The 12,282-nt window shown below is 35.1% G+C and carries 12 protein-coding genes; all 12 read left to right on the plus strand.

Annotated elements, in window-relative coordinates:
• The first annotated feature begins 69 nt into the window (after positions 1 to 69).
• The 12 genes from BQ6100_RS00185 to hpt all read left to right on the plus strand — a co-directional run bounded on the left by BQ6100_RS00185 (position 70) and on the right by hpt (position 12,192).
• Positions 70 to 1,692, plus strand: a complete 1,623-nt coding sequence (locus BQ6100_RS00185; protein ID WP_097677890.1) for a putative polysaccharide biosynthesis protein — start codon at positions 70 to 72, stop codon at positions 1,690 to 1,692.
• Entirely contained in the window at positions 1,689 to 3,149 is a 1,461-nt protein-coding gene (gene yabN, locus BQ6100_RS00190; protein ID WP_075979832.1) for a bifunctional methyltransferase/pyrophosphohydrolase YabN, read from the plus strand. Before BQ6100_RS00185 ends, yabN begins: the two co-directional genes overlap by 4 nt.
• 52 nt (positions 3,150 to 3,201) lie before the next feature.
• Positions 3,202 to 3,471, plus strand: a complete 270-nt coding sequence (locus BQ6100_RS00195; RefSeq protein WP_075979833.1) for an RNA-binding S4 domain-containing protein — start codon at positions 3,202 to 3,204, stop codon at positions 3,469 to 3,471.
• 117 nt (positions 3,472 to 3,588) lie between these two features.
• Entirely contained in the window at positions 3,589 to 3,891 is a 303-nt protein-coding gene (yabP, locus tag BQ6100_RS00200) for a sporulation protein YabP (protein ID WP_075979834.1), read from the plus strand.
• A complete protein-coding gene (gene yabQ / locus BQ6100_RS00205) occupies positions 3,888 to 4,493 on the plus strand; it encodes a spore cortex biosynthesis protein YabQ (RefSeq protein WP_075979835.1) in 606 nt (201 codons plus the stop codon). The genes yabP and yabQ overlap by 4 nt, the downstream gene beginning before the upstream one ends.
• A 34-nt stretch (positions 4,494 to 4,527) precedes the next feature.
• On the plus strand, positions 4,528 to 4,923 hold the full coding sequence (locus tag BQ6100_RS00210) for an FtsB family cell division protein (RefSeq protein WP_075979836.1): 396 nt from the start codon (positions 4,528 to 4,530) through the stop codon (positions 4,921 to 4,923).
• 87 nt (positions 4,924 to 5,010) lie between these two features.
• Positions 5,011 to 5,472, plus strand: a complete 462-nt coding sequence (locus BQ6100_RS00215; RefSeq protein WP_075979837.1) for a S1 domain-containing RNA-binding protein — start codon at positions 5,011 to 5,013, stop codon at positions 5,470 to 5,472.
• Between the two features lie 311 nt (positions 5,473 to 5,783).
• Positions 5,784 to 8,261: a stage II sporulation protein E gene (gene spoIIE, locus BQ6100_RS00225; protein WP_075979839.1), complete on the plus strand. Its 2,478-nt coding sequence runs from the start codon at positions 5,784 to 5,786 to the stop codon at positions 8,259 to 8,261.
• A 35-nt stretch (positions 8,262 to 8,296) separates the two neighbouring features.
• The gene (locus BQ6100_RS00230; RefSeq protein ID WP_261798585.1) at positions 8,297 to 9,091 is read left to right on the plus strand and encodes a vWA domain-containing protein; all 795 of its coding nucleotides are present in this window, start codon (positions 8,297 to 8,299) and stop codon (positions 9,089 to 9,091) included.
• On the plus strand, positions 9,060 to 10,049 hold the full coding sequence (locus BQ6100_RS00235) for a serine/threonine protein kinase (RefSeq protein WP_075979841.1): 990 nt from the start codon (positions 9,060 to 9,062) through the stop codon (positions 10,047 to 10,049). Before BQ6100_RS00230 ends, BQ6100_RS00235 begins: the two co-directional genes overlap by 32 nt.
• A 190-nt stretch (positions 10,050 to 10,239) precedes the next feature.
• A complete protein-coding gene (tilS, locus tag BQ6100_RS00240; RefSeq protein WP_075979842.1) occupies positions 10,240 to 11,625 on the plus strand; it encodes a tRNA lysidine(34) synthetase TilS in 1,386 nt (461 codons plus the stop codon).
• A 21-nt stretch (positions 11,626 to 11,646) separates the two neighbouring features.
• Entirely contained in the window at positions 11,647 to 12,192 is a 546-nt protein-coding gene (hpt, locus tag BQ6100_RS00245; protein ID WP_075979843.1) for a hypoxanthine phosphoribosyltransferase, read from the plus strand.
• Positions 12,193 to 12,282: the final 90 nt, after the last annotated feature.

The following is a 12,282-nucleotide window of genomic DNA, read 5'->3' on the forward strand; positions in this document are numbered from 1 at the left end:
ATAACCTCATTTTCTATGCTATAATACTGTGGAATCTTGACATCTGGAAGGAGTTGGGCGATTAAGCCCATGAATCAATCAAATTCTTTACTAAGAGAAACTTTTATTTTAACCATTGCAGCTCTTATAACGAAAATATTAAGTGCCGTGTATCGTGTGCCTTTTCAAAATATTGTAGGAGATGTGGGTTTTTATATTTATCAACAGGTCTACCCCTTTTATGGATTGGCTTTATCATTGGCAACGTATGGTTTTCCTGTTGTCATTTCAAAGCTTTATATAGAATATGGTCAACGCAATGAACGCAATGAAATAAGAAAATTAATGATTATTTCCGGTAGTCTTTTATCCCTTTTTGGATTTTTTCTATTTCTTTTTACATACCTTGGAGCAAACTGGTTAGCTCTGCAGATGAATGATTTAAAGCTTTCTTTCCTTCTAAAGGTCATATCATTTATTTTCCTCCTCTTTCCTATAGTATCGATTTTTAGAGGTTTTTTTCAAGGAAAGGGAAATATGGTACCAACAGCTGTCTCTCAGGTAAGTGAACAATTGATAAGAGTTGCCACTATTTTAATTGCCTCTCCATTCCTTATTTATCACGGCTATTCTCTTTATGTTGTAGGAGGGGGCGCCTTTTTTGGTTCGATAGCAGGCAGCTTAGTAGCAATGCTCGTATTGCTTACCATATGGGTTTATAAAGAAGGAAAGTCGGATATTCATGATTGGCAAATCCTAAAGAATATAAAATTTAAAGAGATAAAATTCATTGGAAAAGTGCTAATGATTGAAGGACTTGCCGTGTCAATAAGTAGTTTATTACTCATTCTACTTCAGCTAGCAGATTCTTTAAATCTTTATTCATTGCTCATTCAGTTAGGAATCGATAGGGAAGAGGCAAAGGGTTTAAAGGGGATTTATGACAGAGGACAGCCATTGATACAGCTAGGAACTATTTTAGCCACTTCCATGTCTTTATCTTTAGTACCAATGATTACGAATGAAAAACTAACCAATAATATAGAATTTTTAATTGACAAAATACGTTTATCCTTAAAAATGAGTGTTTTTATTGGAATTGGGGCAACTGTTGGACTGTATTCAATTATTAAACCGACAAATATTATGTTATTTGAGAATGTCCAGGGATCAGATGTATTATCCCTCATTACATTATTAATTTTCTTTGGTTCCATTATTATGACATTATCAGCTATATTGCAGGGATTAGGTAATACCCTTTATCCTGCTATCATCATTATTATTGGTTTTTCTCTTAAATATGGACTAAATATGTTGTTTGTTCCAATTTATCATACCTTTGGAGCAGCATTAGCCTCTGTCTTATCTTTTGCTTTGATATCAATCTTATTGTATAGACGATTGAAGAAATACTTTATTCAAGCAATTATCGATACAAGGTTATACATTCAAATTGGTGTCTCGGCAATTTGTATGAAACTTGTTTTGGATACTTACTTGTTACTGACTGATTTTATTTATATTTTCGGTCATGATAGAATGGCTGCAACCGCACAAGCATTGAGCGCTGTGGTTATTGGCGGCTTTGTGTTTTTGTGGGTTGCAATTAAGGGAAATGTCTTTAAAGAAGAGGAACTATATTTATTACCGTTTGGAAGTAAATTAATTTGGTTATTGCCAAAGGGCAAAAGGAGTGATTTACGCGAATGAAAAAAATTATGATTATTGGCTTAGGTGCTGGGGATATTGAGCAATTGCCTTTAGGAGTTTATAGAACTTTAATAAATGCAGAGCATATCTATTTGCGTACAAAGGAACATCCAGTCATTGAAGAACTTGTGAAGGAAGGATTAACCTTTGTTTCATTTGACGAGGTTTATGAAAAGCATCAAACCTTTGATGGAGTATATGAGGAAATATGTGAAACCTTACTTTTGGCAGCAGAAGATCAGTCAATCATTTATGCTGTACCGGGTCACCCAATCGTTGCAGAAAGGACGGTGCAGCTTTTGTTAGATAGAGGTCCAAAAAGAGGAATAGAGGTTGAGTTTGGCGGAGGCCAGAGCTTTTTAGATGCCTTATTTCAGTCTTTGCAGATTGACCCGATTGAGGGATTTCAACTATTAGATGGAACAAGTCTAAAGAGGGACGAAATAAGCTTTAGGAATCATCTTATTATTGGTCAAGTCTATGATTCATTTGTTGCATCTGATGTGAAGCTAATACTTATGGAAAAGCTTCCATACGATTATGATACCTATATCGTGACAGCAGCTGGAACTAAAGAAGAGAAGGTTAGGAAAATTGCCTTGTATGAATTAGATCGTGAAGTACAGTTAAATAATTTGACCTCTTTATATATTCCACCTGTTAGGAATGATGAGATACTATTAAGTGAGTTTTCTAAGCTTCGAGAAATTATTGCTACTCTCAGAGGGCCCAATGGATGTCCATGGGATAAAAAGCAAACCCATGAATCATTAAAGAAATATCTAATCGAGGAATCCTATGAATTTATTGAAGCGATTATGGAAGAAGATTATGATCATATGATTGAAGAATTAGGTGATGTACTACTACAGGTTATGTTACATGCACAAATTGGGGAGGATGATGGCTTTTTCTCAATCGATGATGTTATTAAAGGATTATCTGAAAAAATGATTCGCAGGCATCCACATGTATTCGGAAACGCGACCGCTAATAATGAAGAAGAGGTATTAAAAAATTGGCAAGATATTAAGAAGGCTGAAAAAGCGAATCAAGAAAGTCCTAAATTAATGGATGTAAGCTTAAGTTTGCCTAACTTGTTAAGAGCAAGTGAAATTCAGAAAAAAGCAGCAAAGGTTGGGTTTGATTGGCAAGAGATTGAGCCTGCATGGAATAAAGTGTTGGAAGAGCTGGAGGAGTTTAAGGCTGAATGGAGCAAGGAAGCTCATTCAAATGACACATTAAAGGAATTTGGCGATGTTTTGTTTGCGTTGGTGAATGTAGCGCGTTTTCTAAAAATTAACCCAGAGGAAGCTATATTTGCAACGAATCAAAAGTTTATTCGTCGTTTTACATATATGGAACAGAAGGTAAGGGAAAGCGGGAGGGATTTTTCCCAGTTTACACTAGAGGAGCTCGATCAATTTTGGGACGAGGCCAAGAGTCAGGGCTTATGATGCATTTGAGAGTATGAATTTGAATATTTAATAAGAAAGTGAGTGAAGGTAAATGCGATTAGATAAATTTTTAAAAGTTTCAAGATTAATTAAACGTAGAACACTTGCAAAGGAAGTATCTGATCAAGGGAGAATTGCGATTAATGGGATTCAGGCGAAGGCTAGCTCAAACTTAAAGGTTGGAGACATTCTAACGATTCGTTTTGGTCAAAAGGTCGTAACAGTCAAGGTTGAACGATTGCAAGAAACTTCAAGAAAAGAGGAAGCAGCAGAAATGTATTCTATTATTGGCGAGGAAAAAGTAGAGTTAAATCAAGATTAAGCTCTTCCCTTTTTAATACTAATGAAATTGGATTTCAAATAAAAGGCTTGTTCTAATTCTCTCTTGTATCTCATAAACATGTACAAAAAGGTGTACTAGGGATAGCGAGGGATGAACATGAGTCAATATTATGATACAAATTCAACAAAGGGTTCTGTTCAGGAACATGATGTTATTATGAGAGGTAGAAAGCAGCTTGAAATTACAGGTGTGAAGCAGGTAGAAAGCTTTGATAATGAGGAATTTCTCCTTGAGACAGTTATGGGATTTTTGTCAATAAGAGGCCAAAATCTCCAAATGAAAAATTTGGATGTTGATAAAGGAATTGTCTCCATTAAAGGGAAGGTCTTTGATTTAATCTATTTAGATGACCAACATGGGGAGAAAGCTAAAGGATTTTTTAGCAAATTGTTCCGATGACACTTTCCACTCAATTCTTGACCATGCTGGCTATGATTGGTATGGGATGTTTTTTTGGTGCTGCACTTGATACGTATAATCATTTCCTTCAAAGACCTAAAAGAAAAGGCTGGATTGTTTTCTTTAACGACATCCTTTTTTGGACCGTTCAGGGATTAATCATTTTTTATATTTTGTTCCTGGTAAATAAAGGGGAACTTAGATTTTATATTTTTCTTGCATTACTATGTGGCTTTGCTGCTTATCAAAGTCTTTTAAAGCAGATATATTTAAGACTATTAGAATTTGTTATATCGACAATTGTCACGATATATCGATTCTTTGTAAAAATGTTCCAAATGTTAGTATATAGACCCATTTACTCTCTTGTAATGGCAATAATTTCCTTTATAATCCTGCTCGGAAAGGGTCTTTATGCTCTTGTCCGCTTTCTCCTGAAGATATTAATATATATAATAAGAATGGTCTTGAAGCCTTTTAGTTGGATATTGTCATTACTTTGGAATAAATTGCCGAAAGGTATTAAAAATATCGTCGAGAAGTTATATAATAAAATGGCAGGATATTTCTTAAAAATAAAGAAAATTATAATTAGGAAATAGCAAATCATAATAAAATAAGTAAGGGGGTGCGAGAATGGGTGCAGTAAGGAAACGGAAGGTATCGAAAATCCAAACAAATTATGTCAGGCAACAGGAAATTGAAGAAATACATACAATAAAGAAAAAGAAGCGACTAGTAAGGAGATTATCCTTCTTCTTTGTTTTAGCTGCTATTGCATCCTATTTCATGATTTCCTCACTCATTTCTCAAACCTATACGATTGACCGAATGCATAAGGAAAAAAATCAACTGGATCAAGAGTTGGAAAATTTAAAGAAAAAGGAAGATGTCTTAAAGGAAGAGATTGTAAAACTTAATGATGATGAATACATAGCGAAGCTTGCTAGGAAGGATTATTTTTTATCCAAAAGGGGTGAAATAATCTTCAGTCTTCCAGAAGATAACCTAAAGGAAAATACAACTGAGTAGTTAGCTTATTGACACTCTTTTTTTTCATTCTGTATAATATAGTATAAAGTTATTTTTTATATACCTTTAAGGAGGAAAAATTTTTTTATGTCAATTGAAGTAGGCAGCAAGTTACAAGGGAAAGTAACAGGCATTACTAATTTCGGAGCATTTGTGGAGCTGCCGGATGGCTCAACCGGTCTTGTTCACATTAGTGAAGTGGCAGACAATTATGTTAAAGATATTAATGAACATCTTAAAGTTGGGGACCAGGTGGAAGTTAAGGTCATCAATGTTGAAAAAGATGGAAAGATTGGATTATCTATTAAAAAGGCAAAAGACAGACCGGAAAGACCTGAAAGATCAGAAAGGCCTGAAAGAAGCGGGAGAAGCGATTATAAAGGAAATTCTGGCCGTCCACGACAAGGTAGAGGACATGATAGTCGTCCTGTAAAAGAAAACTTCGAGGCAAAAATGGCAAGGTTCTTAAAAGATAGCGAAGATCGTTTGTCTTCTTTAAAACGCAATACGGAATCAAAACGTGGCGGTAGAGGAGCTAGAAGAGGTTAACTTGCTGCTGATTATCATATAAATAAATAGATTTCAACAAAAGCAAACTATTACACAGGTTTGCTTTTTTTTATATATTTTCGAACATTTTATGACAATTGTTGAAATTTGTTATCATGCCAAAGGTTATTATATCAACATTTTTCCATTTTTTGTTAATTTTATCTTTTGGAAAATTGTTCCCTTTTCGTGTTTTACGGTGAAATGCGTCGAACAAAAAGTAGTTGGCCATCTCCTTTTTTGACAAATTTTTAAGAAACCTGCACTTATAATAGTCAGAAATAATACTGAAAAAAAGGGTGTGTGGATTAATGGAAAAGGTAGAGAGGAACATGATAGAGCCTCTTGGGGAAGTAGATTTTTCTAGCACAAGGTTAGAATTCCAAAACGGTGTAAACAAATTTCTATTAAAGCTTGAAACACTTTTTATCAAAAAGGGGTACATCCTTTTATTCATCGGCTTCTTGCTTGGACGAGCCTTAATTTTGTCTAAACTTACTCCCTTTACTTTACCGTTTTTTGCAGCTGTCTATTTTATCAGGAGAGATAAAGCACCTCTGGCTTTGATCGGATTAGTGGCTGGGGCAACTACTTTGTCTATAACTGATTCGGTTTCTGCTTTTGCCATTTGCTTTATATTTTTAATACTAACGAAAATAACGATAAAATCGGCAGAAAATGAAGTGAAAGTATTCCCTTTTATTGTCTTCTTTACCGTTTTGGTAGGGAAAATGGCCGAGGTCGTAATCCTTACGAAGCAAATCAGTATATATGATGGCATGATGGCAAGTGTGGAAGCTAGCTTAGGATTTATATTAACATTAATTTTCTTACAAAGTATCCCGTTTTTAATGATAAGTAAACGGAAGCAATCATTAAGAACGGAGGAAATTGTGTGCTTAATCATTATGCTCGCCTCTATAATGACAGGTACAATTGGGTGGTCATTATATGATTTATCAGTTGAGCATATTATGTCCCGGTATTTAGTCTTGTTATTTTCATTTGTAGCAGGAGCGACTGTAGGTTCAACCGTTGGTGTCGTTACTGGTTTAATATTTAGTCTTGCAAATATTTCGAGTTTAAATCATATGAGCCTACTAGCCTTTTCGGGTTTATTAGGTGGACTTTTGAAAGAAGGAAGAAAGATAGGAGTATCTATTGGTTTAATAGTTGCTACTTTATTAATTGGTATGTATGGAGGTGGTAGTGGAGGTTTATTAAAAACTGTATTAGAGTCATCAGCTGCAATATTTATCTTTTTACTTACTCCTCAAGTGTTTACCTCAAAGATTGCAAAATATATCCCCGGTACACCAGAGTACTCTGCTGAACAACAACAATATATGAGGAAGATGCGAGATGTTACAGCACAAAGGGTGGAACAGTTTTCCTCTGTATTTCATGCTTTATCCAAGAGCTTTTCTTCTTTTGATGAATCATTAAATGATTATGACCAGGAAAAGGAGCTAGATTATTTCTTAAGTAACGTAACGGCAAAGACTTGCCAAACCTGTTTTAAAAAAGAACATTGCTGGGTAAGGAACTTTGATACAACTTATGATTACATGAGGGAAATTATTAATGAAATGGATCAAAAAGATGGAACAATTTCCTCAAGGCTTACAAGAGAGTGGGACAAGTATTGTACCCGTTCTAAAAAGGTGACTGTTGCCATTCATCAGGAATTAACCTTTTTTCAAGCAAACCAAAAATTAAAACGGCAGGTGAGGGAAAGCAGAAGATTGGTTGCTGACCAATTACTGGGCGTTTCTGAGATTATGGGTGATTTTGCAAAGGAGATTCAAAGAGAAAGGGAAAACCATCATAAACAGGAGGATTTAATTTTAGAGGCATTACAAGAGTTTGGTGTTCAAATAGATAATGTAGAGATTTATAGCTTAGAACAAGGTAATGTTGATATAGAAATTACAATACCTTTTAGTAGGGGGCATGGGGAAAGCGAAAAGCTTATTGCTCCTGTACTTTCAGATATATTAGGTGAAACAATCATTGTAAGTTCAGAGGAACATCCAACAATTCCAGGAGGTATTAGTCACGCAACCTTTCGTTCTGCACAAGCCTTTACTGTTTTTACTGGGGTTGCCCATGCAGCCAAAAATGGGGGTTTTGTTTCTGGTGATAGTTTTTCAACAATTGAGCTTGGTTGTGGGAAATACGCAATTGCGATAAGCGATGGTATGGGAAATGGAGAAAGGGCGCACATCGAAAGTAAGGAAACACTCAAACTTCTAAAAAAAATAATGCAGTCAGGAATCGATGAAAGGGTAGCTATAAAATCGGTGAATTCCGTTTTATCTTTAAGAACCACTGATGAAATTTTTTCAACTTTAGATTTAGCAATGATAGATTTGCAAAATGCCACATCCAAATTTATAAAGATTGGATCATCTCCAAGTTTTATTAAGAGGGGAAATAAAATCATCAAAGTACAGGCAGGCAATTTACCAATGGGAATCCTGCATGAATTTGAAGTAGATGTGGTTAGTGAACAGTTAAAAGCCGGTGATATTTTAATCATGATGAGTGATGGTGTGTTTGAGGGTCCAAAGCATGTGGAAAATCATGATATATGGATGAAAAGAAAAATTCAAGAGTTAAAAACGGATGACCCTCAAGAGATTGCAGACTTAATTATGGAGGAGGTAATAAGGTCAAGTTCGGGAAATATTGATGATGACATGACTGTTGTTGTTTCAAAAATTAAACATAACACCCCTAAATGGGCAACCATTCCAATTAATAAATATCGTCAAAAAGCGAATTAAATAATTATTTTCTGCAAGAAGCTTTGAAGGTATGTATAAATCATCCCTATACAGTCGAAAATGTTAACAATTTACTATTTGGAGGGGAGCATATGAAAACAGGTACGTTAAAGCAAATATTATTAATCACAGATGGTTGTTCAAATCAGGGAGAAGATCCAGTTGCTATGGCAGCGCTTGCAAAGGAACAAGGAATTACAGTCAATGTTATTGGTGTAATGGACCATGACGTAATTGATGAACAGGGAATGAACGAAATTGAGGAAATAGCCTTGTCTGGTGGAGGAGTCAGTCAGGTAGTCTATGCTACCCAGCTTTCTCAAACTGTTCAGATGGTCACTAGAAAAGCAATGACTCAAACACTTCAAGGAGTTGTAAACCGAGAACTCCAACAAATCTTGGGCGGTTCAAAAACGGTAGAAGACCTACCTCCTGAAAAAAGGGGAGAGGTTATGGAAGTTGTTGACGAGCTTGGTGAAACGGTAGAACTCGAGGTGTTGATTCTTGTCGATACAAGTGGAAGTATGAAACATAAGCTACCAACCGTTAAAGAAGCATTGTTAGACCTTTCGTTAAGCTTAAATGCACGTAGTGGTGATAATCGTTTTTCTGTTTTTGTATTTCCCGGGAAAAAGAATGATGTCGAAAAATTGCTAGATTGGACGCCTAAGCTCGAATCACTAACAAGTATTTTCTCTAAATTAACAACTGGTGGCACGACACCAACTGGTCCTGCTATTCGTGAAGCATTAACTTATTTTAAGAAAAAAAGATCACTAAGGAGCTTACTATCTCGTGATGATGAACAGTTCTTCGAAGAGTCTGTGTAACATAATTCCGGGAACGATTATCGAAGGTAAATGGCATAAGAATCGATTTACAATTATTAAGCTACTTGGTTCTGGGGCGAATGGAGCTGTTTATTTAGTACAATTTCAAAACAGACAGGTTGCTCTGAAAATAAGTGATAACGGAATGGCCATAACCTCTGAAGTTAATGTACTAAAATCCTTTCAAAAGGTCCAAGGGTCTACCCTCGGACCTTCTTTGATTGATGTTGATGATTGGGGAAGAGGAACGAAGAATATTCAATTTTATGTCATGGAATACATTCATGGGCCTGACCTTTTATCATTTATAAATAAAAGGGGTCAGTCATGGACTGGGGTACTAATTCTACAACTTCTTTCCGATTTAGAAAAATTACATCAAAATGGTTGGGTTTTTGGAGATTTAAAACCTGAAAATCTTATTGTTACTGGTCCACCCTCAAAAATCCGCTGTATCGATGTAGGGGGTACCACCATACAAGGAAGGGCAATAAAGGAATTTACAGAGTTTTATGATCGTGGATATTGGGGGATGGGGAGCAGGAAGGCTGAACCAACCTATGACCTTTTCGCTGTTGCCATGATTATGATTAACACAGCTTATCCGAAGCGATTTCCAAAGACAACAGGTGGAATAAAGCAGTTAAAGCCGCTTATTAAACAAAAAACAGAGCTACAAAAGTATGAAAGAATCCTACTAACAGCATTAGAAGGTAGATATCAAAGTGCTAAACAGATGAGGGAGGATCTACTAGAACTATTCAGCTCACAAATAAGTGTAAGTCCGGATAGAACAAATCAAAAAAACGTTCAGAGGAAAAACTCAAATCAAGTGGCTCCAGCTAATCAAAAGATTAAGAAAAAGAGAAGAAGGAAAAGAGGAATCATTGAGTCGTTTATTATCCTCATGATTATCTCCTTTTTATACTTCCTTTATATTTATGAACAAATTTTATAATGGTCTAATGAAACTTTTTTCTTATTGTCACGTATTAAGGGAAATAGATGTGGGAAATGCATTTATTAGATAAGATAAATTTTTTTAAAAACGTCTAGGTTTGTTTTTGAAGATTTATAGTGATTAGTGGTAAGCTTAAAACATCCATCATTGGATGATTAAATGAAACTAGTCATTAAGGAAGAAGCATATGATTGATAAAAAGGTTGAGAAATTCCTACATTATAAACAATTCCATATAGAAAATTCTAGGATATTGGTTGGGGTTTCCGGGGGACCAGATTCTTTAGCTCTTCTCCATTTCCTATGGAAACATAGAACTCAATGGAATTTAGACATTTTTGCGGCTCATCTTGACCATATGTTTCGAGGAGAGGAGTCCTACGGAGAAGCTCTTTTTGTCAGGGATTTTTGTGAAGAGAGGAATATTCCGTTTGAAATGAAACAGGTAAATGTTCCGAAATATATGGAACAAACAGGATTGAGTTTAGAAATAGCTGCGAGAAATTGTAGATATCAATTTTTTGAAGAAGTTGCTGAGAAACTCCATATTGATTATCTTGCCCTTGGACATCATGGGGATGATCAGGTAGAAACAATATTGATGAGATTAACAAGAGGTAGTACAGGAAAGGCTAGAGCTGGAATTCCCTTTCTAAGACCTTTTAAATCAGGATTTATTTTCCGCCCTTTTTTATGTTTAAACAGGAGGGAGATTGAGAAATATTGTACCGACAATCATTTAGACCCTAGAAGAGACCCGAGTAATGAATCACTTCTATATAGCAGGAATCGTTTTAGGCATCAGGTCTTACCTTTCTTGCATAAAGAGAATCCTCATGTACACTTACATTTTGCGCGTTTTAGTGATGAATTGATAAGTGATGAAGATTTTTTACAGGAATTAACTGTTCAAGAAATGAGTAAGGTAATGAAAGTGAGGAGTCAGGGTAAAATAGTGATTAGTATAGAGGAATTTCTTAAAATTCCGATGCCTTTACAAAGGAGAGGTATTCAACTAATATTAAAATATCTATATAAGGAAAAACCTGCATCTTTATCCGCTATACATATTGATCAAGTTTTTTTATTAATTTCTAATCCTCATCCTTCAGGAATATTGGATTTTCCAAATGGTCTAAAAATTGTAAGGTCCTATGACGAATGTCATTTTAATGTACAACTTCAAGAGGTGCAACCTTATTGCATTGAGATTTCCAAACCTGGTTTCTACTTATTACCAAATGGTTCTAAATTGATAATGGAATTTGTAGATGATATACAAGAGGATAAGGATTTAAATACGTTATTATTAAAACTTGAAGGGACTCTACCCATTATCGTAAGGACTAGAAAAAATGGAGATAGAATGACGTTAAAGGGAATGAATGGAACAAAGAAGATTAAGGATATTTTTATCGACAAAAAAGTTCCTGTACATGAACGAAATGCTTGGCCCATCGTAACGAATCATTCCAATGAAATTGTCTGGATTCCTGGGATAAAGAAGGCGAATCTTCCTGTTAATGGAGAGTCCGCAAATCGGTACATATTATTAAAATTTATTAAGCAATGATCTTCTAGGGGGCACAAAAATATGAAAAATGATATGGAAAAGGTTTTAATAACGGAAGAGGAAATCCAAGAGAAAACGAAGGAACTTGCTGTTCAATTAACAAATGATTATAAGGACAAGTTTCCTTTAGCAATCGGTGTATTAAAAGGTGCAATGCCTTTTATGGGAGACCTTCTAAAACGGGTAGACTGCTATCTTGAAATGGATTTTATGGATGTTTCAAGCTATGGGAACTCAACGGTATCTTCAGGTGAAGTAAAAATCCTTAAAGATTTAGATACCTCTGTTGAGGGCCGTGATATCTTAATTATCGAGGATATTATTGACAGTGGCTTAACTCTGAGCTATTTAGTAGAGCTTTTCCGTTATCGAAGAGCAAATACAATAAAGATTGTTACTTTACTTGACAAACCTACGGGTAGAAAGGTCGACATCAAAGCTGATTATGTTGGTTTCGAAGTACCAGATGAGTTTGTAGTTGGCTATGGCTTAGACTATGCTGAAAAGTATCGTAATCTTCCATATATCGGTATTTTAAAACCTGAAGTATACAGCAGCGACAATTAAAATAAAATAAGTAAAAAAGTAATGCAAAGCAAATTTTATCTTCAATAAAGTCAAGTGTAATTTCTTGTATTTATGCGTTTTTCTATGATA

This window comes from Bacillus massilinigeriensis (genome assembly GCF_900117315.1).
In the GTDB taxonomy this organism is placed as follows: domain Bacteria; phylum Bacillota; class Bacilli; order Bacillales; family Cytobacillaceae; genus Bacillus_BE; species Bacillus_BE massilionigeriensis.

Excerpts from the sequence above, each read along its gene's own strand:
- yabQ (WP_075979835.1), top strand. The coding sequence starts at position 3,888 with ATGACACTTTCCACTCAATTCTTGACCATGCTGGCTATGATTGGTATG.
- BQ6100_RS00185 (WP_097677890.1), top strand. The coding sequence starts at position 70 with ATGAATCAATCAAATTCTTTACTAAGAGAAACTTTTATTTTAACCATT.
- BQ6100_RS00210 (WP_075979836.1), top strand. The coding sequence starts at position 4,528 with ATGGGTGCAGTAAGGAAACGGAAGGTATCGAAAATCCAAACAAATTAT.
- spoIIE (WP_075979839.1), top strand. The coding sequence starts at position 5,784 with ATGGAAAAGGTAGAGAGGAACATGATAGAGCCTCTTGGGGAAGTAGAT.
- BQ6100_RS00235 (WP_075979841.1), top strand. The coding sequence starts at position 9,060 with ATGATGAACAGTTCTTCGAAGAGTCTGTGTAACATAATTCCGGGAACG.
- BQ6100_RS00195 (WP_075979833.1), top strand. The coding sequence starts at position 3,202 with ATGCGATTAGATAAATTTTTAAAAGTTTCAAGATTAATTAAACGTAGA.
- yabP (WP_075979834.1), top strand. The coding sequence starts at position 3,589 with ATGAGTCAATATTATGATACAAATTCAACAAAGGGTTCTGTTCAGGAA.
- tilS (WP_075979842.1), top strand. The coding sequence starts at position 10,240 with ATGATTGATAAAAAGGTTGAGAAATTCCTACATTATAAACAATTCCAT.
- BQ6100_RS00215 (WP_075979837.1), top strand. The coding sequence starts at position 5,011 with ATGTCAATTGAAGTAGGCAGCAAGTTACAAGGGAAAGTAACAGGCATT.
- hpt (WP_075979843.1), top strand. The coding sequence starts at position 11,647 with ATGAAAAATGATATGGAAAAGGTTTTAATAACGGAAGAGGAAATCCAA.
- yabN (WP_075979832.1), top strand. The coding sequence starts at position 1,689 with ATGAAAAAAATTATGATTATTGGCTTAGGTGCTGGGGATATTGAGCAA.